22 protein-coding genes are annotated in these 23,628 nt (G+C 65.1%); 19 read left to right on the forward strand and 3 right to left on the reverse strand.

All coding sequences use genetic code 11. The features are described from left to right. Nucleotides 1-62 precede the first annotated feature (62 nt). From FNL56_RS12270 to FNL56_RS12280, 3 genes are all read left to right on the forward strand, one after another. Nucleotides 63-701, forward strand: a complete 639-nt coding sequence (locus tag FNL56_RS12270; protein ID WP_143573007.1) for a DUF2460 domain-containing protein — start codon at nucleotides 63-65, stop codon at nucleotides 699-701. A gap of 180 nt (nucleotides 702-881) precedes the next feature. Continuing rightward, nucleotides 882-1,790 carry a DUF2163 domain-containing protein gene (locus FNL56_RS12275; protein WP_143573008.1) on the forward strand — a complete coding sequence of 303 codons (909 nt, stop codon included), beginning with the start codon at nucleotides 882-884 and terminating at the stop codon, nucleotides 1,788-1,790. Between the two features lie 455 nt (nucleotides 1,791-2,245). Beyond that, nucleotides 2,246-3,376 (forward strand): lanthionine synthetase C family protein, encoded by a 1,131-nt coding sequence (locus tag FNL56_RS12280; RefSeq protein WP_246660944.1) that lies wholly within the window; start codon nucleotides 2,246-2,248, stop codon nucleotides 3,374-3,376. A 176-nt stretch (nucleotides 3,377-3,552) separates the two neighbouring features. Here the strand turns inward: FNL56_RS12280 and FNL56_RS12285 are convergent, their stop codons facing one another. Further along, nucleotides 3,553-3,870, reverse strand: coding sequence for an antibiotic biosynthesis monooxygenase family protein (locus FNL56_RS12285; protein WP_143582018.1), 318 nt, complete (start codon nucleotides 3,868-3,870; stop codon nucleotides 3,553-3,555). Between the two features lie 170 nt (nucleotides 3,871-4,040). On the opposite strand from FNL56_RS12285, the gene FNL56_RS28825 reads away from it, so the two are divergent. The 10 genes from FNL56_RS28825 (at nucleotide 4,041) to FNL56_RS12335 (ending at nucleotide 14,691) form a co-directional block, all read left to right on the forward strand. Continuing rightward, on the forward strand, nucleotides 4,041-4,145 hold the full coding sequence (locus tag FNL56_RS28825) for a helix-turn-helix domain-containing protein (RefSeq protein ID WP_368039343.1): 105 nt from the start codon (nucleotides 4,041-4,043) through the stop codon (nucleotides 4,143-4,145). A gap of 530 nt (nucleotides 4,146-4,675) precedes the next feature. Beyond that, a complete protein-coding gene (locus tag FNL56_RS12295; RefSeq protein ID WP_143573011.1) occupies nucleotides 4,676-5,116 on the forward strand; it encodes an NlpC/P60 family protein in 441 nt (146 codons plus the stop codon). Next, on the forward strand, nucleotides 5,116-8,973 hold the full coding sequence (locus tag FNL56_RS12300) for a baseplate multidomain protein megatron (protein ID WP_143582019.1): 3,858 nt from the start codon (nucleotides 5,116-5,118) through the stop codon (nucleotides 8,971-8,973). The genes FNL56_RS12295 and FNL56_RS12300 overlap by 1 nt, the downstream gene beginning before the upstream one ends. A 223-nt stretch (nucleotides 8,974-9,196) precedes the next feature. Next, complete coding sequence (locus FNL56_RS27680; RefSeq protein ID WP_168202916.1) at nucleotides 9,197-10,267, forward strand: DUF2793 domain-containing protein; 1,071 nt, start codon at nucleotides 9,197-9,199, stop codon at nucleotides 10,265-10,267. 51 nt (nucleotides 10,268-10,318) lie between these two features. Then, a complete protein-coding gene (locus FNL56_RS12310; protein ID WP_143582020.1) occupies nucleotides 10,319-11,095 on the forward strand; it encodes a glycoside hydrolase family 19 protein in 777 nt (258 codons plus the stop codon). 2 nt (nucleotides 11,096-11,097) lie between these two features. Continuing rightward, a complete protein-coding gene (locus tag FNL56_RS12315; RefSeq protein ID WP_143573014.1) occupies nucleotides 11,098-11,670 on the forward strand; it encodes a 3TM-type holin in 573 nt (190 codons plus the stop codon). 85 nt (nucleotides 11,671-11,755) lie between these two features. Then, complete coding sequence (locus FNL56_RS12320; protein WP_143573015.1) at nucleotides 11,756-12,427, forward strand: response regulator transcription factor; 672 nt, start codon at nucleotides 11,756-11,758, stop codon at nucleotides 12,425-12,427. 292 nt (nucleotides 12,428-12,719) lie between these two features. Further along, entirely contained in the window at nucleotides 12,720-14,093 is a 1,374-nt protein-coding gene (locus FNL56_RS12325; protein ID WP_143576141.1) for a sensor histidine kinase, read from the forward strand. Between the two features lie 86 nt (nucleotides 14,094-14,179). Beyond that, entirely contained in the window at nucleotides 14,180-14,449 is a 270-nt protein-coding gene (locus FNL56_RS12330; protein ID WP_143573016.1) for a type II toxin-antitoxin system HicA family toxin, read from the forward strand. Beyond that, on the forward strand, nucleotides 14,446-14,691 hold the full coding sequence (locus FNL56_RS12335) for a type II toxin-antitoxin system HicB family antitoxin (RefSeq protein ID WP_143573017.1): 246 nt from the start codon (nucleotides 14,446-14,448) through the stop codon (nucleotides 14,689-14,691). Before FNL56_RS12330 ends, FNL56_RS12335 begins: the two co-directional genes overlap by 4 nt. Nucleotides 14,692-14,724: 33 nt before the next feature. Here the strand turns inward: FNL56_RS12335 and FNL56_RS12340 are convergent, their stop codons facing one another. Beyond that, the gene (locus FNL56_RS12340; protein WP_143573018.1) at nucleotides 14,725-15,327 is read right to left on the reverse strand and encodes a helix-turn-helix domain-containing protein; all 603 of its coding nucleotides are present in this window, start codon (nucleotides 15,325-15,327) and stop codon (nucleotides 14,725-14,727) included. A gap of 269 nt (nucleotides 15,328-15,596) precedes the next feature. Between FNL56_RS12340 and FNL56_RS12345 the strand changes: the two genes are divergently transcribed. The 4 genes from FNL56_RS12345 to FNL56_RS12360 all read left to right on the forward strand — a co-directional run bounded on the left by FNL56_RS12345 (nucleotide 15,597) and on the right by FNL56_RS12360 (nucleotide 19,829). Then, complete coding sequence (locus FNL56_RS12345; protein ID WP_143573019.1) at nucleotides 15,597-16,073, forward strand: RT0821/Lpp0805 family surface protein; 477 nt, start codon at nucleotides 15,597-15,599, stop codon at nucleotides 16,071-16,073. A 97-nt stretch (nucleotides 16,074-16,170) separates the two neighbouring features. Continuing rightward, the gene (locus FNL56_RS12350; protein ID WP_143573020.1) at nucleotides 16,171-17,559 is read left to right on the forward strand and encodes a hypothetical protein; all 1,389 of its coding nucleotides are present in this window, start codon (nucleotides 16,171-16,173) and stop codon (nucleotides 17,557-17,559) included. 117 nt (nucleotides 17,560-17,676) lie between these two features. After that, nucleotides 17,677-18,594 carry an ABC transporter ATP-binding protein gene (locus FNL56_RS12355; RefSeq protein WP_168202917.1) on the forward strand — a complete coding sequence of 306 codons (918 nt, stop codon included), beginning with the start codon at nucleotides 17,677-17,679 and terminating at the stop codon, nucleotides 18,592-18,594. Continuing rightward, complete coding sequence (locus FNL56_RS12360; protein ID WP_368039344.1) at nucleotides 18,591-19,829, forward strand: ABC transporter permease; 1,239 nt, start codon at nucleotides 18,591-18,593, stop codon at nucleotides 19,827-19,829. Before FNL56_RS12355 ends, FNL56_RS12360 begins: the two co-directional genes overlap by 4 nt. Here the strand turns inward: FNL56_RS12360 and FNL56_RS12365 are convergent. Beyond that, nucleotides 19,805-20,320, reverse strand: coding sequence for a DUF2141 domain-containing protein (locus FNL56_RS12365; RefSeq protein ID WP_246660945.1), 516 nt, complete (start codon nucleotides 20,318-20,320; stop codon nucleotides 19,805-19,807). The two genes, FNL56_RS12360 and FNL56_RS12365, sit on opposite strands and share 25 nt — an antisense overlap. 159 nt (nucleotides 20,321-20,479) lie before the next feature. Between FNL56_RS12365 and crtI the strand changes: the two genes are divergently transcribed. Next, nucleotides 20,480-22,057 (forward strand): phytoene desaturase family protein, encoded by a 1,578-nt coding sequence (crtI, locus tag FNL56_RS12370; RefSeq protein WP_143573022.1) that lies wholly within the window; start codon nucleotides 20,480-20,482, stop codon nucleotides 22,055-22,057. A gap of 24 nt (nucleotides 22,058-22,081) precedes the next feature. Continuing rightward, nucleotides 22,082-23,626, forward strand: a complete 1,545-nt coding sequence (locus FNL56_RS12375) for a phytoene desaturase family protein (RefSeq protein WP_143573023.1) — start codon at nucleotides 22,082-22,084, stop codon at nucleotides 23,624-23,626. Nucleotides 23,627-23,628 lie beyond the last annotated feature (2 nt).

Here is a 23,628-nt window from a genome sequence, read left to right on the forward strand (position 1 = left end):
CCTTCGAGGCTCGCTCTTCGAGCGAGCGCCTCAGGATGACGGCCTTCTTCATGGAAATCATCATGACCGCCTTCCACGAGATCCTGTTTCCGCTCGACATCACCATGAAGAGCGCCGGCGGGCCGGAGCGGCGCACCGAGATCGTGTCGTTCGGCTCCGGGCGCGAGCAGCGCAATGCGCGCTGGGCGCATTCGCGGCGACGCTATGACGCCGGCTACGGCATCAAGACGCTCGGTGCGCTGCAAAGCGTGGTGGCGTTCTTCGAGGAACGCCGTGGCCAGCTTCATGGCTTTCGCTGGCGCGACCGGCTCGACCATTCGTCGGCGCAGCCTGGGCAGCCGCCGTCGCCATTCGACCAGGGCATCGGCGCCGGCGACGGCACCACCGCGACCTATCAATTGCTGAAAAGCTATGGCGAGGGACCGGCGCCCTATGCGCGGCCGATTGCCAAGCCGGTGAGCGGCAGCGTGCGCGTCGCGGTCGGCGGCGTGGAAGTCGCAAGCGACCGCTTCGGTGTCGATGTGACGACCGGCATGGTGACCTTCGCGACCCTGCACCGGCCGCCGGCGGGCGCATCAATCACCGCCGGTTTCCTGTTCGATGTGCCGGTGCGGTTCGACACCGACTATCTCGAAGTCGATCTGTCCGCCTTCACCGCCGGGGCGATCCCGAAAATTCCGATCGTGGAGATCCGGCCATGATCTTTCACCCTCCCCTGGAGGGGGAGGGTCGCTCATCGCGATGCGCAGCATTGGGATGAGCGGGGTGGGGTGACACGTTTGATAGTTGCGCTCGCGGCCCACCCCACCCCGTCTCGCAAGACGCTTCGCGTCTGGCTCGTCGACCCTCCCCCTCCAGGGGAGGGTAAGAAAGGAAGGGCCATGAGAAGCGTTCCCGCAGCACTGCAGGCCAGACTGGACTCCGGCGTCACCACGCTGGCGCAGCTGTGGAAGCTGTCGCGCCGCGATGGCGGCGTGCTGGGTTTTACCGACCATGATCGCGATCTGGTCATCGACGGCGTGACCTATCGCGCCGGCACCGGCTTTGGCGCGTCGGAGGCCTCGCAGCGCTTCGATCTGTCGGTCGATGGCGGCGAGGTGGCCGGCGCGCTCGATGACGACGTGCTGACCGAGGCCGATCTCGCCGCCGGGCGCTATGACGCCGCCGGAATCGAGGCCTGGCTGGTCGACTGGAGCGACGTGACGTTGAAGCTTCTGGTGGCGCGCGGAAGGCTCGGCGAGGTCAGGCGCGAGGGCACCGCCTTCACCGCCGAATTGCGTGGGCAGGCCGATCTGCTGTCGCAGGAGAGCGGCCGGCTCTACACCGCGAAATGCGGCGCCGATCTCGGCGATGCCCGGTGCCGCGTCGATCTCGCCAGCGCGGCCTATCGCGGCAGCGGCAGCGTGCAGGCGGTCGAGGGCACGTCGCTGTTCACCGCCACGGGGCTCGACGGCTTTGCCGACCGCTGGTTCAGCGCCGGCCGATTGAGCTGGGTCAGCGGCGGCAATGCCGGGCTGTCGATCGAGATCAAGCTGCATCGAAACATCGACGGCGAGGTACGGCTGACGCTGTGGCAGGCGATGCCCGAGCCAGTCGCGATCGGCGACGCCTTCACGCTCACCGCCGGCTGCGACAAGCTGCTGGCGACCTGCCGCGACCGCTTCGCCAACGCCGACAATTTTCGCGGCTTCCCGCATATCCCCGGCAACGACTTCGTCCTCAGCTATCCCAACGCCGGCACCGTCAGCGACAGCGGCGCGTCGCTGGTGTTGCCGAAGAGCGTGGGGTGAGTTTCACCACATAATCACCAGCGAAGAGCCAAGCGGCATCATGCGCGAAAGTCGCGGCCTCCTCCTTCTCCCCTTGTGGGAGAAGGTGGCGCGGACGAAGTCCGCGTCGGATGAGGGGTCTCTAGGCGTGTACTCATAAATTGCGCGCTTGTGTGGGAGCTTGAGGCAGGTCCGCTATCCGCCGTATTGCAGCCTTAAATTGGAGATCGCCTCAGGTCCGAAAAGTGCCAGAGGGAGACATTGACTCCTCATTGCTGCGCCGCGTTGAACCATTTCAGATGGTGCAGTCGGTTTGCCGAGCGGCACGCTTTAAAATAGCTTTCGTTCAATCGTGCGATCCTTACTTGCCTCATCTGAAATACAGATGGATAGCGCTCAGGAGCCCCTACGCAATGATTACCCCTGGACGTCATCGTCCGCTTGTACAGGACGCTTGGAACGAATCGGATGTTCGGGTGGCGATCGAAGAAATTGCGGCCGATGCGGTCACCCATTTCCATCCCGACACCTTCTGGCCGGCTCACCCCAGTGACGACGGGGTGGGAGATGGCGACCCCAGCTTCTACAAGGGCGCGGCGGGTGTCATTTGGGCACTCGATTACTTACATCGGATAGGGGCTACCCGTGTCGCCGAAGACTTTCGCTCTGTGCTGCCAGAGCTGATAGATCGGACAGTTATCGACCACCAAGCCAGTTCGCCGACTGGTTACGAGAAGCATGGCTCACTGCTTCGCGGCGACATGGGGGCGGCACTTCTCGCAATGCGCCTTGAGCCGACATCGAGCCTCGCCGACCTGGTTTATAGGCGCGCCGAATCAAATGATGGACTGCCAATCCGAGAACTCATGTGGGGTATGCCGGGGTCGATGGTTGCGGCAGTCCACATGGGCAAGTTGACGGAGGAAGAGCGATGGCGCGGCCTCTTTCAAGTGCAGGCAGCGCGGCTATTTGCCGAACTGGAGGACACGCCGCAAGGTCCACTTTGGACCCAGGATCTTTACGGTGCGAAAGACCGCTTTCTCGGGCCAGTTCACGGCTTCGCCGGCAACGTCATCCCTTTATTGCTCGGATGGAATTGGTTGACGGCGGCGCAGCGAGCGCACGTGGCCGAATTTGTGCCGAAGACGCTTGAAGCGAATGCATGGCGGTACGAAATTGGAGCAACATGGGGTCCGAGAAGCAAGCGCGAGAAGCGACTGTTCATATGCCAGCACTGTCACGGCGCGCCGGGAATGGTTACGACCTTTGCTGACGCGCCCTTCGCTACGCCGGAATTCGACGCGCTTCTGTTGGATGGCGGGCGCTTTGCTTGGACCGCCGGACCGCTAACAAAGGGCTCGAACCTTTGCCACGGCACGGGTGGAAATGGCTACGCATTCCTCAAGCTCTACCGACGCACGAATGATCAGATTTGGCTCGACCGCGCGCGCCGGTTTGCCATGACTGCCATCTTCCAGTATCGCGGTGCTCAGATGGTTGCTGGCCGCGGTCGGTATTCGCTTTGGACCGGTGACATCGGTCTTGCAATCTACCTTTGGGATTGCATCACAGGGGACGCTCGGTTCCCAACTATCGATGTGTTCTGACTCTAGCGAGCTAGGACCGCCTTGGATCAAACGCGACCAGACAGCCCGGCAATCCGCCAGCCGCTGTGTGCCAACAACCTACATAGACTATTGTTGAAATAAACTGTCGGCGCGCGCCAGCACTACGGCTGAAATTTCCATTCCGATCGCCTCCCTTGCTTTCGATTGATGATCATTCAAGCGCAGCGGGGCGCCTTTGCTGTCCACATCCGCTCCCGAATAACGCTGCAAATCTGGTATTTGAATTCGCTGAAAAAGGACTCTACGCCACGCCTCTTTGCCTTGCCGTGCTCGGGATCAATACGCCATTGATGAAGCGCTTCCTCGGTCTCGAACTCGACGATCGTCACCCACTCCCCATCGTCCGCAACGAAACCCTTGTGCGATATGTAGCCGGGGATTGTTCTCGCCAGTTCGCTCATGCGTTTTGCCATCGGACCATACTCGTCCTGGGCACCGGGCTTCATCCGGGAGCGAAATACCGTGACGATCATGGGATGTCCTTTTTATTCTGATGATGCCGTCGTCTCAGATCAGGCTATACCCAATGCTACTCATCGTATGAAATGAATAATAAGGATCAAAAACATCTCTTGATGAGATATCGCCGAACAGGTGGATCTGTCGGATCGTCAGATATTTGCTGCCGTGGTGCGCGAAGGCGGTGTCACGCGCAGCCAAGCGGCTGCACCGCGTTCAATCCAACAACACGACGCGTATTCGTCAACTCGAAGAGCACATTGGCGTTGTCGCAAGCGGCGGTCCGTAATTGCCGATGTCTGTTTTGAGTCAAACGCGACCAGACAGCCCGGCAATCTGCCAGCCGCTGTATGCAAGATACCGGACATTTTCCGACGGCTCGACTTGGTCGCTTTCATCTCAAAACTGGACAACGTCAAAGTCATGCCGGCTTGTCGGCGTCCATAGCTTGGTGCACTTTCGCTTTGTGATGATCCCGACGCTTCAATGCGGATCCATCCCGGCAACGGTTTCGTCCTCAGCTATCCCAATGCCGGCACCGTCAGCGACAGCGGCGCGTCACTGGTGCTGCCGAAGAGCGTGGGGTGAGTGTCACCAAATAATCACCAGCGAATAGCTAAGCCGCACAATGCGCGAAAGTCGCGGCCTCTTCCTTCTCCCCTTGTGGGAGAAGGTGGCCGCGCGCAGCGCGGTCGGATGAGGGGGCTGCACAGTCGGAGACTGCGGCTACCCCTCACCCGTCTCGAACGCTTCGCGTTCGATCCACCCTCTCCCACAAGGGGAGAGGGAAGAAATCCACACTTCGATCAGAGATTTCCCATGCCCCATCCGCTCACCCGCGCCGCCATTGTCGCCGAGGCGCGCGACTGGATCGGCACGCGCTACCGGCATCAGGCGTCGCTGAAGGGCACAGGCTGCGATTGTCTCGGTCTGGTGCGCGGGGTGTGGCGGGGCTGCGTCGGCTGTGAGCCGGAAGCGCCGCCGCCTTATGCGCCGGACTGGGCGGAAGCATCAGGCGAGGAAGCGCTGGCGGAGGCGGCGTTGCGGCATCTCGTGCCGGTTGCGCTCGATACGTTCGGTGCCGGCGACATCCTGCTGTTCCGCTGGCGCGCGGGGCTGGTCGCCAAGCACGCGGCGATCGCGACCGGCGAGGCCACCATGGTGCACGCGCATGACGGCGCGTCGGTCTGCGAGGTAGCGCTGGCGCCGTGGTGGCGGCGGCGGCTGGCCTTTGCCTTTGCATTTCCCGGAGTAGGCTGATGGCAGCGCTCGTACTTTCATCGGCAGGCGGCGCGCTCGGCGCGGTGTTCGGGCCGATCGGCGCGATCGCCGGACGCATCGCAGGCGCGGTGGCCGGCAACATGCTCGACCAGGCCTTGTTCGGCAGCGGCGGCGGCGATCGCAGCACGACCGGGCCACGGCTCGCCGATCTCGACGTGATGGCCTCGACCGAAGGCGCGCCGATCCCGCGCGTCTATGGCCGCGCGCGGTTGAGCGGCCAGGTGATCTGGGCGACGCAGCTCGAAGAAGTCGCGACGACGACGGAGAACGCGGACGACAGCGGCGGCAAGGGCTTTGCCGCGGCCGGCGCCAGTTCGACGGGCACGACGACGGACTATACGTACTTCGCCAATTTCGCCGTCGGGCTGTGCGAGGGCCGCATCGGCCGCGTCAGTCGGATTTGGGCCGACGGCAAGCCGCTCGATCTCGATGGCATCAATCTCCGCGTCTATCGCGGCGACGAGACCCAGCCACCTGACGGGCTGATCGTGGCGAAAGAAGGCGCCGGCAATGCGCCGGCCTATCGCGGGCTGGCCTATGTCGTGTTCAAGCGCCTCGCGCTGGCAAGTTTCGGCAACCGGATTCCGCAATTGTCGTTCGAGGTGGTGCGCCCGATCGGCCTGCTGGAAAACATGACGCGCGCCGTCACGCTGATCCCCGGCAGTACCGAATTCGGCTACGAGCCGTCGGCCGTGGTGCAGGTGACGGGACCCGGCCAGTCGGCGCCGGAGAACCGCCATGTCGCGCATGCGCGCTCCGATGTGGTGGCGGCGCTTGACGAGTTGCAGGGCGTCTGTCCGAACCTCGAGCGCGTGGCGCTCGTGGTGGCGTGGTTCGGGTCCGATCTCCGCGCCGGCCATTGCGTCGTGCGGCCGGGGATCGACAATGCCGCCAAGACCACCAGTCCGCTGGCCTGGTCGGTCGATGGCGTGACGCGCGCATCGGCCTATCTGGTATCGCAGATCGAGGGTCGCGCGGCGTTCGGCGGTACGCCGTCGGATGCCAGCGTGACGCATCTGATCGCCGAGCTGAAAGCGCGCGGGCTGAAAGTGACGCTGTATCCGTTCGTGATGATGGACATCGCCGCCGGCAATGCGCTCACCGACCCCTATAGCGGCGCGGCGTCGCAGCCGACCTATCCGTGGCGTGGTCGCATCACCTGCGATCCCGCACCGGGACGGCCGGGCTCGCCGCAGGGCACCGCGGCGGTTGCCGCGCAGGTGGCGAATTTCTTCAGCGGCGGCATCTGGAACTATCGCCGGCTGGTGCTGCATTATGCGCAGCTCTGCGCCGCCGCCGGCGGGGTCGATGCCTTCCTGATCGGCTCGGAGCTGAAGGCGCTGACGCGGCTGCGCGCCGGCGGCTTCTATCCGGCGGTCGATGCGCTGGTGTCGCTGGCGGCCGAGGTCAAGGCGACGCTGCCCGGCGCGCTGGTGACTTACGGCGCGGACTGGACCGAATATGGCGCCGATGTTTTCGACGGCGACGTGCGGTTTCCGCTCGATCCGCTGTGGGCCTCGCCCGCGATCGGCGCGGTCGGCATCGATTACTATGCGCCATTGGCCGACTGGCGCGACGAGGCCGGCCATCTGGATTCGCAGCAGGCGACCTCGATCTATGACCGCGGCTTTTTGCGCGGCAATGTCCGCCGCTGCGAGGCCTATGACTGGTACTATTCCGATGACGAGGCGCGCGACGCGCAGGACCGCGTCGATATCACCGACGGGCTCGGCAAGCCCTGGACCTACCGCGTCAAGGATCTGTGGAGCTGGTGGTCGAACCTGCATGTCGAGCGCGCCGGCGGCGTCGAACTGGGCGCGCCGACCGGCTGGGTGCCGGGCAGCAAGCCGATCTGGCTCACCGAACTCGGCTGTCCCGCGGTCGACAAGGGCGCCAACCAGCCCAGCGTGTTTCCCGATCCGAAATCCTCGGAGAATTTCGCGCCGTATTTCTCCGATGGCGCGCGCGACGATCTGATGCAGCGGCGCTATCTTGAGGCGGTGCTGCAGGCCTTCGATCCCGCGTTCGGCGCCGATGCGACCGACAATCCGGTCTCGCCAATCTATGGCGGGCGGATGGTCGAGGTCTCCGCGATCCATCTGTGGACCTGGGACGCCCGGCCGTTCCCGGTGTTTCCGGCCGCCGATGACATCTGGGGCGACGCCGCCAACTGGCACGCCGGGCACTGGCTGAGTGGCCGGCTCGGCGGCGCGCCGCTCGATGCGCTGGTCGCGGCGCTGCTGGCGGACGCCGGTGTCGGCGGCGTCGATGCCTCGGCGTTGCGCGACAGTTGCGACGGCTATGTGGTGGACCGCCCGATGACGCCGCGCGCGATGATCGAGCCGCTGGCCAGCGCTTACGCGTTCAACGCCACCGCCGCCGACGGCACGCTGCGCTTCGTGCCGCGCGGTGGCATGGCCGTGATGGAAATCGCCGAGGACGATCTGGTCGATGCCGGAAAGGTGGCGCTGTCGCGGCTGACCCGCGCGCAGGAGACCGAGCTGCCGCGCCAGGTCTCGCTCGGCTTCAGCGATCCGCTGGGCGACTATCGCCGCGCGGCGGTGACCTCGCGAAAACTGACCGGCGGCGCCAGCCGGATGCTGCACGCCGACCTCGCGATCATCACCGACGAGGCGGCGGCGACAAGGCGCGCCGAGATCTGGCTGCAGGATATGTGGGCCGGCCGCGAGCGCGCGGAATTCGGCCTCGGCATGAACGCGCTGAAACTGGCGCCGGGCGATGTCGTGGCGCTGACGCTGAAGGGACGGCGCCGGCTGTTCGAGATCGACGGCCTCGTCGATACGCAATCGCGCGCGGTCACGGCGCGCAGCATCGACCCGGAGGTGTTTGCGGTGCCGCTGGCCGTGCCGGACATCCGCCGGCCTTCGATCCCCGCCGCGCTCGGGCAGGTCGCCGTCCATGCGCTCAATCTGCCGCCGATCGATCCCGCGCAACCCGACGTGCTGACGCGGCTGGCGGTGTTCGCCAGGCCGTGGCCGGGCACGGTCGCGATCTGGCGGTCGCCGGATCAGGCGAGCTATCAGATCGCCGCCACGGCGACGGCGCCTTCCGTGCTCGGTGAGACGCTGGACGCGCTGCCGGCCGGGCCGGTGGCGCGCTGGGACCGCGGCAATCGTGTTCGCGTGCGATTGTACGGCGGCGCGCTGACGTCGCTGAGCGAGGCGCGCGTGCTGGCGGGCGGCAATGCCGCGGCGCTGCGCCATCCCGACGGCGGCTGGGAAGTGCTGCAATTCGCGCAGGCCGAGCTGGTCGGCAGCCAGACCTGGCTGCTGTCGCTTCTGCTGCGCGGGCAGGCGGGTTCGGAGCCCGCGATGGTCGCGGTGCTGCCGGCGGGCGCGGCCTTCGTGATGCTCGATTCACGGCTGGTGCCGATTGCTGTGGGGCTCGACCGGCTCGACCGCGCGATGCGGCTGCGCATTGTCGCCTGCGGTCGCAGCCATGACGATGCCAGCGCGGTGGCGCTGACGGTGACGCCGGACGCCACCGCGCTGAAACCCTGGGCGCCGGCGCATCTCCGCGCCATCCGGCAGGCCGACGGCGTGCATGTTTCGTGGATCCGCCGCAGCAGGCAGGACGGCGACGGCTGGGGCATCGAGGTGCCGCTCGGCGAAGCTGCCGAAGCGTATCGGCTGCAGATCCTGTCCGGCGGCAGCGTGGTGCGGACGTTCGAGGTCGCGACATCGCAGGCGATATACGCGACGGCCCACGAGCTCGCCGATTTCGGCGCGCCGCAAACCGCGCTGCACATTCGTGTCGCACAGCTCTCCGCCACGGTCGGCGCGGGGCAGGTCGCGGAGGTGACGCTGCAAGTGTAGTATCGCTGTCGCTGTGATTTGACCCTCCCCTGGAGGGGGAGGGTCGGCGCCCGACATGCGAAGCATGATGGGCGCCGGGGTGGGGTGACAGCGTCCGCGACGGCCTCACGTCGGTTGCCCCATCGCACCGCCTTCACCCCACCCCGAGCACGCCTGATGGCGCGCTCGACCCTCCCCCTCCAGGGGAGGGTGAAAAACAGACGTTCGCTGCAGGGATATCCACATGACCGACACTCCCAATCTCGGGCTGCCCTTCATCGAGGGCGGCCAGGCGCAGAAGCATGTCACGCATAATGAGGCGCTGCGGATACTCGACGCCGCGATCCAGATCGCCGTGCTCGACATGATCCGCAGCACGCCGCCGGTGTCGCCCGCCGAAGGCCAGCGCCATGTCGTGGCGGCGGCGGCGGGCGGGGCGTGGGCCGGGCAGGGCCACGCCATCGCCAGTTTCCAGGACGGCGCGTGGGCGTTTCTCGCGCCGAAGCGCGGCTGGTGCGTGTGGTCGGTGGCGGATGCCGTGATGATGGTGTTCGACGGCGCTATCTGGCGCGACCTGCGCAGTCTGGCGCTCGACAACGCTGCGCATGTCGGCATCAACACCCGTGCGAACGCCGGTAACCGGCTCAGCGTGAAATCCGATGCCGTGCTGCTGTCACAGGACGATGTGACGCCGGGCAGCGGCGATATGCGCCTGACGCTGAACAAGGCGGCTGCGGAACGTGATGTCGGCGTGATCTTTCAGGACGGGTTCTCGACGCGCGCGCTGTTCGGCAATCTCGGTGACGATAATTTCACCGTCAAAGTGTCGCCGGATGGATCGGGCTTCTTCACGGCGCTGTCGATCGACAAGTCGAACGGCCAGGTTACGCTGCAGCAGTCGCCGAAATTTCTCGCCTATCTGAACTTCGACAAATATTGCGCCGCCAACACCTTCACCAGGATCTCGTTCAACAGCGCCCGGCACAACGACCAGAGCGCGTTCGATACCGCGAACAATCAGTTCGTGGCACCGACGGCCGGATATTATCTGCTCGGCTTCCGTTTGATGTTCAAGGCCAACGCCACGGTGCCTTCGACCGTCACCGCGACGCTCTACAAGAACGGCACCGAATTGCTCGACGACGCCAGGGTGCAGACCGCCGGCAGCGTGGTGAGCAACAAGACGATGCTGCAGTCGCAGGCGCTGCTCAAGCTTGCCGCCGGCGATACGATCGCGGTGTTCGCGATGATGGAAACCAACGACGGCTATATCGCGGCGGCGCAGAACAGTTTTTACGGTCACCGCATCGCCTGAGTGGCCTTGCGCGATCCCCAGCCATCGTTCCGTCAACCCTGGAGAACGACCATGCAAGATGCGTCCTTCGGCGCCGCCTTGACGCGCCTGTGGCCCAATGGCGACGCGAAAGTGCCGGTGCTGCGCGCCGGCATGATCGCATCTGCGCCCGCGGTGTTCGCGCGCTACGGCATCTCGTCGCCGCTGCTGGTCGCGCATGTGATGGCGCAGATCTCCCACGAATGCGGCGCCGGCCGCGACGTGGTGGAAAACCTGAACTATAGCGCCGGCCGCATGATGCAGGTGTGGCCGTCGCGGTTTCCGACCATGGCCAGCGCGCAGCCCTATGCCGGCAATCCGCGCGCGCTGGCCAACAAGGTCTACAACGGCCGGATGGGCAACCGCACCGGCTCCGACGACGGCTGGACGTTTCGCGGCCGCGGCGCCTCGCAGACCACCGGGCGCGAGGGCTATCAGCGGGTCAGCAAGTCCACCGGCCTCGATGTCGTGGCGCATCCCGAATGGCTGATCGACCCGCGCTTTTTCCTGCTGTGCGGCGTGTCCGATTTCGTCAATCGCGGCTGCCTGCCATTCGCAAAAGCCGATGATGTGCTGAACGTCACCCGACGGCTGAACGGCGGCACCATCGGCCTTTCGCAGCGCAAGGCGTGGCTCGGCAAGTGGAAGGCTGCGCTCGGCGATGCGCCGGTGGTGCTGGCCTCGTCGCCGCCGCTGGCGCCGGCGATGCCCGCGGCGCCGGCTTTGCCGGCGGACGCACCCGCCGCCGCTGCGTCTTCAACAATATCCCGCATCATCGCCGCGGTCACCGCGGCCTTTCGGAGGGCATGAATATGGAATGGGGTGATCTGGCCAGACAGGTGATCGGATTGGGCGCGCCGGTACTCGGCACCGCGCTCGGCGGGCCACTCGGCGGCGTGGCCGGCGAGATTCTCGCCAAGGCGATCGGCTCGGCGGTGGCGACGCCGGCGGCGGTGCAGGCGCAGCTGCCGGCGGTAGACCCGGCCCGGCTGGCCGAGGCGGAGGCGCAGTGGGCGCAGATGATCCAGGCCGAGGCGGAGACGCAGCGCGTCGCGATCTCCGAGACGCAACAGACCATGCGCGCCGAGATCGCCAGCGACGATCCGGTGCAGAAATGGTGGCGCCCGGCCTATGCGTTCGAGCTGACGCTCGAATGCGCCGCCCTCTGGGCCGTGCTGATGCACGAGTTCTGGACCGGAGACATCCAGACCATCAACGCTTTGGTCAACGCCACCGCGCTGCTGGTGACCTATTGGGGGTTCCGGTTCGGCGTGCTAGGCGTCTATATCAGCGGCCGAACCCGCGAAAAGGTCAGCGCCCTGACCGGCCAGGACGCCCCCGGCATGATCGAGCGGGTGGTCAAGGCGGTGGTGAAGAAAAAGTAATTTGGGCAGGCGCCGCCGTTCATTCGCCGTTCACGGCTTTCAGGCGCATGCTGGCGGCCGTGATGTCGCCCGAGAGGATTTCGTTTTGCGCCTGCTTGTCGTCGAGGATGATCCCGATCTGAACCGCCAGCTCACCACCGCGCTGGTCGAGGCCGGCTATGTCGTCGATCGCGCCTTCGACGGCGAGGAGGGGCTGTTCCTCGGCGACAACGAGCCTTACGACGCGGTGGTTCTGGACATCGGGCTGCCCAAGATGGACGGCATCGCGGTGCTGGAAGCCTGGCGCCGCAACAAGCGCGCGATGCCAGTTCTGATCCTCACCGCGCGCGACCGCTGGAGCGACAAGGTGCAGGGCTTCGATGCCGGCGCCGACGACTATGTCGCCAAGCCGTTTCACCTCGAAGAAGTGCTGGCGCGGATCCGCGCGCTGCTGCGCCGCACCGCCGGCCACGCGCAATCCGAGCTGACCTGCGGGCCGGTGGTGCTGGATACGCGGACCGGGCGCGTCAGCGTCAATGGCGCGACGATCAAGATGACATCCCACGAATATCGCCTGCTGGCCTATCTGATGCACCACACCGGGCGGGTGATCTCGCGCACCGAGCTGGTCGAGCATCTCTACGACCAGGATTTCGACCGCGACAGCAACACCATCGAGGTGTTCGTCGGCCGCATCCGCAAGAAGCTCGACGTCGACATCATCCAGACCGTACGCGGCCTCGGCTATCTGCTGACGCCGCCGGTGGCGAGTGAATGATGACGGGGCGAGGAGCTCTTCACGTCTCCTCATCGGGAGCGATCGGTCGCAACCATCTCACGGCGCTGATCTTGACCCTCCCCTGGAGGGGGAGGGTCGGTGCCCGGCATGCGAAGCATGATGGGCACCGGGGTGGGGTGACAGCGTCCGTGATGGACGCAGCACCTTCACGCCACCGCACCGCCGTCACCCCACCCCGACCGCGCCTGACGGCGCCCTCGACCCTCCCCCTCCAGGGGAGGGTGAAGGAGGCGCGGCCGGCGCGTCGTGGCTGTGTCGGCGTAGCCGCGTGATGCGCGGCTCCTCGCTCGCCACCCGGCTGTTCCTGTCGGCGACCGCCTGGGTGGTGGTGATCCTGGTGATCACCGGGATCATCCTGTCCTCGGTGTACCGCTCGGCGACCGAGCGCGCCTTCGACCGCAGGCTCAATCTGTATCTGCGCACGCTGGTCGCCGAGGTCGCAGCCCCCGACACCCCCGACCACGAAATGCAGTCGCTCGGCGAGCCCCTGTTCGAGCTGCCTTTGTCCGGCTGGTACTGGGAAATCGCGCCGGTCGACGATCCCAAAGCTGAGAAGAAAGCGTCGCGCTCGCTGTGGGACAAGAAGCTGCCGAAGCTCGAGGACCAGGGCGTCGAATTGACGTCGTCCGGCATCCGGCAGGGCTATGTCGATGGCCCCGAGGACCAGCGGCTGCGCATGGTCGAGCGGCCGGTCGATCTCGGCGCCGACGGCAAATTCCGCGTAAGCGTCGCCGGCGACGCCACCGAGATCGTCGAGGAGACGCGGACCTTCGACTGGTATCTCGCCGGCACCTTTGCAGCCCTCTCGATCGTGCTGGTGCTGACCACGATCTTCCAGGTCCGCTTCGGCCTCGCGCCGCTGAAACGCATCTCCGACGCCATCGCCGACATCCGCTCCGGCCGCGCCGAGCGGCTGGAGGGCGACTTCCCGGTCGAGATCGCGACGCTGGCGCGCGAGACCAACGCGCTGATCGACGCCAACCGCGCCATCGTCGAGCGCGCCCGCACTCATGTCGGCAATCTCGCCCATGCCATCAAGACGCCGCTGTCGGTGATCGTGAACGAGGCCGCGAGCCGCAGCGGCGATCCGTTGGCGGCCAAGGTGCTTGAGCAGGCCGACGTGATGCGCGACCAGGTGGCGCATCACCTGGAGCGGGCGCGGATCGCCGCACGGCTGACCATTGTCGGCACCGTGACCGAGGTGGCGCCGACCATCGAGGCGCTGCGCCGCACGATGGAAAAGATCCACCGCGACCGCGGCATCGCCATCGACGTCGAGGCCGACGCCACCGCCCGATTTCGCGGCGAGAAGCAGGACCTCGAGGAGATGGCCGGCAACCTCGTCGACAATGCCTGCAAATGGGCGGACAGCCGCGTTTTCATCGAGGTGCTGGTGGAACGGCAAAGCGCGACCGATGTCGCGCCAAGACTACGCATCATCGTCGATGATGACGGCCGCGGATTGTCGGCGGCGGAACGTGCGCAGGTCTCTCGCCGTGGCCAGCGGCTCGACGAGACCAAGCCGGGCTCGGGCCTCGGCCTGTCGATCGTGGTCGACCTCGCCGCGCTCTATGGCGGCAGCCTGACCCTCGGCACCGCCCCGATCGGCGGCCTGCGCGCCGAGCTGGTGCTGCCGGGGGTGTAAAAGGGCGGTGTTCGCAGATACCGATCCTGCGCTATGGTTCCCCTGAACTTCACCGGTCGTGGGCGCCGGAAGGTGGATCGCAGACAGTGACCACACGCGATAAGCTCATTGTGTCGATTCGGAGCAATGCGAAGAATGTTCGCTATGCCGACGCCTGCAAGGTTGCGGAGTGGCTGGGCTTCGTCGCCAAGGGCCAAAAAGGTGATCACAACGCCTATTCGCGGCCCGGCGAGGCCGAACTCCTGAATTTTCAGAACCGGAACGGCGTCATCAAGCCATATCAAGCCCGGCAGTTGCAGGGTATGATCGAAAAGTACTGGAAGCCCGACGCCAGCGAAGCAGAGAGCAACTCGTGACAGAAGCGCAACGATACCCGGCGCACGTCTTCTACAGCGAGGAAGACGAAGGTTTCATCGCCATCGCGCCGGATCTTCCGGGATGCTCGGCGTTCGGCGATACCCAGGAGGAGGCGGTCGGCGAGTTGCGGGATGCCATCGTGGCCTGGCAGATGGCGGCCCGGCAGGCCGGGAACCCGGTGCCCGAACCCTCGCAGCCGTCGTCATGGGCCCGAAGGGCCGAAATGAGTTCGGCGAAATAGTTCGCGCCGGACGCGGCAACGAAGCTCGTTGCGCTAAGCCTTGTCCAGATTGAACCACAGCGCGCGCACCTTGCGGCGGCCGAAATTCCAGATCCTGTGCGCGCGGCGCGAATGATAGGAGATCAGGTCGCCCGGCTTGAGGACGTGGGCCGTGCCCTCGATCTCGACGGTCAGCGTGCCTTCCAGCACATAGCCATATTCGAAGCCGGAATGGCTGACCGCGATGTCGGCGCTGCCGGTGTCGGGCTGGTATTCGTTGATGGCGATGGAGACGCCGCGGCTGCGGTCCTCGCGGATCAGCTTGCGGATCACATGCTGCGCGGTCTCGACGCCGCGCTGCTGTCCCACCCGCACCACCAGCTCGTCTTCCGACGACGGCTCGCTGGCCATCAGCTCCGACATCGTGATGCCGAGCGCGCTGGCGACCGAGATCAGCGACCCGATCGATGGCGAGGCCTTGCCGCGCTCGACCAGGCTGATCATCGAGACGCTGAGCCGGGTGATGTCGGCCAGCGATTGCAGCGTCATGTTGCGGGCCTGGCGAAGCTCGCGGATCCGCTCGCCGATCGCCGCCAGCGTGCTCGCCGTGGTCTCGGCGACGTCATCGGGCGTATTCGCCGAAATGGTCGGGCTCACAACTCAGGTTCCTTCGTGGCAGGCCGGGTCGCTGCGGGTCGGCCGGAAAGCCGATGGACAACGGTCCTTTGACAAGAATAAAATGATTATATCCATTTTAAAAGCGGCGTTGTGCGGCGCGCGGCGGGCGTCGCCCGGAAATCGATCAAGGCCTGGACCGACGAAGGCCGCGCCTGCGCCTGGTCCGGTTGCCCCGTTCCCGCCCGAATTATCCGGTTCGTAACGTCTTTGATCTTTGCTGCCCGTTGTTGCGTTCGAGGTCTGCGTCCATGCCTAAATTTCATGCGTTTGCGCTGCTCGCCGCCGGACTGGCGCTGGGCGGCTGCGACCTCACCGGTTCCGAGGGCGGCGCCGGGCTGGGGACGGGCGCGCTGAAAAGCGCCTACAGCAGCACCAAGAACGCGGTCGGGCTGGCCAGCGAGGCCGAGGCCGCCGCCGCCGTGACCAATGCGGCGTTTGGCGGGCTGATCGGCGCCAAATTCGGAGCAGCCCTCAATGACGAGGACCGCCGGCTGGCCTATGAGGCGCAGATCGCCGCGCTTGACCGCGGCGCGCCGGGCGCGCCGGTGCCGTGGCGCAACCCGGCCTCGGGCCGCTACGGCAATATCGTGGCCGGTCCCGCCTACGACCAGAAAGGCGCGCAGTGCCGCGGCTTTTCGCATACGATCACGGTCAGCGGCGACATCAGGTCCGCGCGCGGCACCGCCTGCCGCAGTCTCGAAGGCGGCTGGACGGCGGCCGGCTGACGGGTCGTCCTCAACCGGTTCTTAACGCCGGCGCTGCTAGAACGTCCGGTGGCTGTTTTCGGCCCGTTACCTGCCGAGAGCATGGATTCAGAACTGCATGAGCAAGACGTCGATCGATCGCCTCCGGGACTATCTGGCCCAACTGCCGTCGCAGTCGCAGGCACTGCTGATGCGCGAGTATGAGCGCGCCATTGCCCGCGGCGAGGACGTCAAGGTCGCCAATTTCGTGCTCGACCAGTTGCGCGGCGTGGTGCGCGGCTCGCCCGATGCGGTGCGGGCCCGGGTCGAGGATCCCACCCGGCTGATCTTCAAATCGATCGAACCGTTCCTGATCGAGGGCACCGCCGCGGGGCGGCCGGGGGAGATCCGCCGCGCCTCGCTGCTGCCGATCTGGCAATGGCTGGAGCGCGACGCCGTGGACGCCGTGCAGGCGTTCGAGGCCGTGATGCAGGCGCAGCCCGAGCCCACCGCCTCCGAGATCGAACGCGCGGTGCGCAAATTCCAGCAGGCCGCCGCCGCCCTGATCACCCAGGTCACGACGCCCGGCCCGAACGGCCGCGGCACCGCGCGGATCGGTCCGCCGCATGCGGTCGAGGACCTGCCGGCGCTTGGCGCCGTGCTGCGTGCCCGCGAGGCGCTCGACGCCTTTGCCGCCAAGCTGCCCAGCCTGCTGCGGACCTTCACCGATTCCCAGAGCGCCTCAGTCAATGGGGCGCTGAACGTGCCGGTGCTGGTGACGCCGCAGGTATTGCCGTTTTCGCTGTCTCTGGTGATGCAGCGGATGGCGTCGCCGTGGCAGATCATCCGCCTCGCGGTCAAGATCGCCGCCTCCGACGACGAGATCCGCGTCGCCGCCACGCCCTACGGCGTCGCCGTGACGATGGCCCTGGCCGAGCTGACACGGGTTGCGCATCAGCTGCGCACCGACATCCGGCGCGGCAAGTTCGACACCGCCCCTGAACTGCTGAAAACCGCCCATGACGGCGTGCGCGGCCTGCGCACCGAACTCGACATGCGCAACGATTCGGTGTGGGGCCGGCAGATGGCGGCGATCCGGGTCGAAATCTCCAGCACGCTGCAATCCGAGATCGAGAGCGTGCCGGGCAGGGTGCGCCGGCTGCTGCGCCAGCGCGCCGACAAGGACATTTCGCCAACCGCCCGTATCGACCCCGCGGATGTCGACGAGACCGTCGCGCTGATCAATTTCGTCGCGGTGTGCCGTACCTACGCCTCGGAGCTGGCGATCAACGAGGTAACGCTGCGGACCTATTCCGACCTGCAGCAATATGTCGAGAAATCCACCGAGGCGCTGGTGCAGTCGCTGCGCGCCGGCGAGGCCCGCATCCGCGCCTATCGCCAGGCGCAGGCCAAGGCCGCGATCCGGTTCTGCGAATTGCTGTTCGGCGCCGAATACGCCGCGCTGATGAGCCGCGCCGCGGACAACGCGATGGCCGTGGTCGAGCGCAAACCAAAGAAGACAGGCTGATTGGCCGCGCGCCGAATTCGTCTTGTGCAGGTCTATTGCCGTTCTGCCGATTTCCGGGACCAGACGAAGCTGATATGATGGCGCCGTACCGCCATGCAAGGAAGGCCATTCTACCGAATGTTGAAGTCACAACGTGAGAGCACATCGGTTGCCGAACTTGCGCATATTTTCGCCGGGTATCAATCAGGTGACGTTTTAAAAGATGTTTCGCTACGCATGTGCGCCGGTGAAGTCACCGCCCTTGCCGGCCCCAATGGTGCCGGGAAATCGACGCTCATTCGCGTTCTGACCGGCACCTTGTTGGCCCGCACTGGCCTTGTCCGGTGCAACAAGACGGAAACCAGTCTCGTGCCACAAGAGATTGCGCTCTATCCGTGGCTTACGGCCCGCGAGAACTGCGTGGCGTTCTCGATGATGGATGGCGCATCGCGTCGCGACGCCGGCATCGGCGCGTCCAACGCGCTGGACATGGCCGGCTGCACACAGGTCACGGATACGCGGGTATCCCGATTGTCCGGTGGCTATCGGCGTCGCGTCAACATCGCGGTCGCGCTGATGAGTTCACCGAAACTCATGATCCTCGATGAACCAACCGCCGGTCTGGATGCCGACGCCAAACGGGTCGTTCAAGATGTGATGCGGCGTGTTCGCGATGCCGGCTGCGCCATTCTGGTGGTCACGCACGATTTCGACGTGGTGGAGCATCTTGCGGATCGCATCATCGTTCTTGCCGGAGGACGCATCCTCCGCGACGAGTCGCCCGGCGATCTGATGGATACGATTTTTGCCGGGCAGCGACCCGTGGAGCTACTTTTGCAAGACGCTGCGAATGAACACCAGGCCGCGTTTCTGGTCGCGCATGGCGCGGTATGCTATGGCCCCACGCGCTGGGTCGTCCTGCAGAAACGCAACTACACCGATGTCGGGCCGCTGTCCGACGCCATGGCCGAGGCCGGTTTGCGAATCGTCGAAATGCGCGTGCGCGAGCCCAATCTCTCGGACGCCTACACGCTTCTTGTAAAGGCTGAAGCATGATCCGCATGATTTTCGCGTCGAGCTGGGTCATGGCGCTAGCCGCTTTGCGCGACCGAACGGCCCTGCTGATGACGTTCGTACTTCCGGCGGCGCTGTTCGTCGTGTTCGCTGCGATTTTTTCGGGCGCGACCGGCAAGGAGCTGAAGCTGAAGGTCGGGCTGCTCGATCTGGCAAAAACCGAGAATACGCTCAGATTCGTCGCCGCAATCGACGCCGAGCCGTCGCTCCGGATCGTACAGTCGACGGCTGGTAGCGAAGCAGCCATGATCGATGACGTTCGTCGCGGAAATGTCGATGTCGGCCTGATCCTTCGTGGCGATCTGGCGCGCCGACCGGACCAGGGCCCGCCGCCCATCCTCGTCATCGAGGATGCGACGCGGCCGCTGGCTGCCGCCATCATGATCGGGCAGGCGCAGCGGACATTGAACGAGAAACTCCCCAACGTCGCGCTGGCCCGCATCCTCGCCGATGTCGAAGCATCGGGAGCCATCGCCAAGGACGAACGCGAATTTCTGGATGCCGCCTTCAAGAAACAGCAGGCGGAAAAATCCGAATCTGGCTTCTCCTTCGCGCGAATCGTCGAGACCCAATCGACCGAACCCGGTGCCCGGCAGGGCAACGTGCTGTATTATGCGGGTGCCGTCGTGGCGGTCTTCCTGCTGTTCGCCGCCAGCCACGGCGCGCTGACGCTGATCGACGAGCGCGACAGCGGCATCTCGCAGCGGCTCACGATGGGACGCGGCGGCATGGCCGCCGTGGTGACGGGCAAGTTTGCTTTCCTCATCGTGCAGGGCACGATCCAGGCCCTGATCGTGTTTGCGGTGGCGTGGTTCTTGTTCGGCGCGACCTTCGATTTGTCGCGGCTGGCATTCTGGCTCGGGACCTGCCTCATTGCTGCATCGGCCGCAGCCGCCATCGGACTTGGCATTGTCGCGGTCTGCAAAAGCCGCAAACAATCTGAAAGTGCGACGACCTTCGCGGTGCTGCTGGTGTCGGCCATCGGCGGCAGCATGGTGCCGCGCTATCTGATGCCGCCCTGGATGCAGGAGATCGGCTGGTTCACGCCGAATGCCTGGATGATCCAGGCCTTCGAAGCTTCCGTCCGCTCGGGCGGCTCGACCGGCGCCGTGCTTCAGGCGTGGGGCGTCCTGATCGCCATTGCCGCGTCGGGCCTGGCTGTCGCAATCGTGTTTTCGATTCGACGGACACGTTATTCCTGGGCGCCGGCCGCCTGAGATAGTGTCCGTAGCCGGACATTGACGTTGCTGGTGCCCGAACCGACGTTGAACGCCGCCGCCTCGAAGGTGGGCCGCCGCGCGCGTCCGGCATCGTTCGAAAAACCGAACGGCTCGCGCGGCAAGCCTAGATTGGTACGCTCGATGGATCCGCTGCCATCGAGATCCTGATAGGCCGCAACAGCCAGTCGACCCGGCGGTACGTTCTCGAACGTGAAGCGAACATTCGGTCCGGTCGCAATCTTTCGATCACCTTTTTGACAGGTGTCGGGATCGAGGCTCGACGTACAAAGTGCGGCAAAAACGTAGGTCCCGTTGGCGACCACGCCTGATACGGTGACATTGACCTCGCCGGCGATGGCCGGCGTGCCCGCCAGAAGAAAAATTGAAACCAGTGCAGTTGGGAGACCGTATAGGAGTAGGGGCATCGAGTCTGTCGCTCCAGCGTTGAAATTATGGGGCTGCTTGTCTGGCGGCTGCAAAAGATCCAATGTTGGCCTGCAATGTGCAAGCATTGTGTCCACCACGGTGATGTGCGCTCACTGTCGGTGTCATAGGGGTGCGCATCGAGACGAGACAGTGATCATACGAATCGAACTTCGACATCAAGTCCACGAGCAGCGCCTGGCAAACAGGCGTGGAATCGACCGATGACGGCTGCGCGAGGTGAGCGTCAAAAAGACGCAGTCGTGATCGGCGCCGGTCCCGGTGGTCTGGCGACCGCCATGCTGCTGGCCGCGGCCGGCACCAAGGTGACGCTGTTCGAAAAGGACACCGAGGTCGGCGGCCGCACCAAGGTGTTTGCCGAGGACGGTTTCCGCTTCGACATGGGTCCGACGTTCTTCCTGTACCCGCAGATTCTGGAGTCGCTGTTTACGCGCTGCGGACTGCGCATGCAGGACTACGTAGAGATGACACGCGTCGATCCGAGCTATCGCCTGGCATTCGAGAACGGTCCGGATGTGCATATTTCCGGACACATGGACGATCTCGAGCGCGAGATCGGCAAGCTCGACCCTCACGATGCGCGCCAGATCCGCCGCTTCATTGAGGCCAACCGCAAGAAGCTCGCGGCTTTCGTACCGGTGCTGAAGCGCCCGTTTCTGAGCCTGCTCGATTATCTCGCTCCCAGCGTCGTGTCGGCGCTGCGCTTCATCGTGCCGCTGTCGTCGGTCGATGACGAGTTGCAGCGCTTCTTCCGCGATCCCCGCGTGCGACTGGCGTTTTCATTCCAGACCAAATATCTCGGCATGTCGCCGTTCCGCTGCCCGAACCTGTTCACGTTTCTCGCCTTTCTCGAATTCGAGTTCGGCGTGTGGCATCCGGTCGGCGGCTGCGGCGCCGTCAGCGAAGGCATGGCGCGTGCGGCACGCGACCTCGGTGTCGACATCAGGCTGGGCGAGCCGGTGAGCGAAATCGTTTTCGAAGGCAAGCGGGCGCTCGGCGTCAAGACGAAGTCGGGTTTCACCCGCGCCGATGCCTCGATCATGAACGCCGACTTCGCCCATGCCGCCTCGACCCTGATCCCCGACCGGCTGCGCAAGCGCTGGTCGGACAAGAAGATCGAAAGTGCGAAGTATTCCTGCTCGACCTACATGCTCTATCTCGGCATCGAAGGTCAGTACGATCAGCTCGACCATCACACGATCTTTCTCGCCGAGGATTACGCCGCCAACATCGCCGAGATCGAAGAGGCTGCGGTGGTGCCCAGCCATCCGTCGATCTATGTCTGCAATCCCGGCCGAACCGATCCGTCCTTTGCGAAGGACGGCAACGCCTCGCTTTACGTGCTGGTGCCGGTCGGCCATTGCGGCGGCATCGACTGGAGCAAGGAGACGCAGTCGTTCCGCAATACGGTGATCGACCGGCTGGAAGGCCTGGGCCTGACCGATTTGCGCAGCCGGATCCGCTACGAGAAGATCTTCACGCCGAACGACTGGCGTGATCAGGTGTCGGTGTTTCGCGGCGCGACCTTCAATCTGGCGCACGGCCTCGACCAGATGCTGTATTTCCGCCCGCATAACCGCTTCGATGATGTCGAGGGCGTCTATCTCGTGGGTGGCGGCACCCATCCCGGATCGGGCTTGCCGGTGATCTATGAGAGCGCGAGGATCTCCAGCGATCTTGTGTTGACGGATCTCGGTTTGGCGGACCGCATCCCGTCGGCCGCAGAAGCGCCGCGCCCGCTGGAACAACTTCAGGACAAGGTTGCCGCCGGAAACGGTTAGCTGCGACGGGGCATTGGGACGAAAATGGACAAGACCGTCATCAACAAAACGAACGAGCATCCGATCGTCGTGATCGGCTCCGGACTGGGCGGCCTCGCCGCCGCGGTCGTGGCCGCGGCGCGCGGCCATCGCGTGGCCGTCTACGACAAGAATTCCTGGCTCGGTGGCAAGGCCGCGGTGCTGGAGGAAGAGGGCTTCCGGTTCGACATGGGGCCGACCATCCTCACTGTGCCGAGCGTTCTCAAGCGCATCTTTGCCGAGGCCGGCGAGTCGATGGAGGACTGGCTGCCGCTGATCCGGCTCGATCCGCAGTGGCGCTGTTTCTTCAATGAAGGCGACGTGCTCGATCTGATCGAGGACGTGCCGGCGATGGGAAAGAAGGCCGAGGCTTTCTCCGGCAAAAAGGGGCTGGCCGAAGGCTACGAAAAATTCCTGCGCGTCTCCGAGCATCTGCATGACGTCTCGGAACGGTTCTTCTTCTGGAAATCGGTCGAAGACATCCGCGACACCATGAATATCCGCGAGAGCATGAATCCGGCGACGTTGCGCGATGTGCTGTCGCTGCGGATGGGACGGTCGGTTGCGGGCACCATTCGCGGGATGATCCCGGACGAACGAGTGTCGCAGATGCTCGATCATTTCGTGCAGTATGTCGGCTCGTCGCCGTTCGCATCGCCCGCGGTGCTGTGCTCGATCGCCCATATGCAGACCAGCGGCGGCGTCTGGTATCCGGTCGGCGGCACCCGCGCGGTCGCCGAGGCTCTGAAGAAGCTCGGCGAGAAACTCGGCGTGGCCTATCACACCGGCCGCGAGGTCGAGAAGATCGTGATCGAGGGCGATGCCGTTCAGGGCATCGTGCTGGCCGGTGGCGAGCGCATTGCGGCCTCTGCCGTGATCTCCAACATGGATTCGATCCGCACCTATGACGAGCTGGTCGGCGGCAATGCGGCCAAGCACTATAACAATGCGGGCTATGAGCCGGCGTGCTCGGGCGTGGTGCTCTATCTCGGCCTCAACAAGCGTTACGATCACCTGCTGCATCATGACTTCGTGTTTTCCGACGATGCCCATGAGGAGTTCGACGCCATCTACAAGCGCGGCGAGCCGGCACCGGACCCGACCTGCTATATTGCGGCGCCGGCGCAGTCTGATCCGAGCGTGGCGCCGGAAGGCGGCGAGGCGCTTTACGTGCTGGTGCACACGCCGTATCTGCGGCCGCATCACAACTGGTCGGAGATGTTCCCGAAATATCGTCAGGTCATTCTCGACAAGCTGAAGCGCACCGCCGGGTTGACGGATATCGAGGACCGCATCGTGTTCGAGCGGCACCTCACGCCGCAGGACATCCATGACCGCTACAAGGTGCTGAACGGCGCCATCTACGGCCTTGCCAGCCATGGCAAGTTCACCGGCGCGTTCAAGCCGGGCAATCGCAGCCGTTTCGTGCAGAACCTGTATCTGGCCGGTGGCGCCGCGCATCCGGGGCCGGGCATGCCGATGGTGATGATGTCCGGCTGGATCGCGGCGGACGCGCTGGATGCCGACCGCCGCGCGGTCCCCGCGACGTGACC

The sequence above is a fragment of the Tardiphaga sp. vice304 genome (genome assembly GCF_007018905.1).
Taxonomy (GTDB): domain Bacteria; phylum Pseudomonadota; class Alphaproteobacteria; order Rhizobiales; family Xanthobacteraceae; genus Tardiphaga.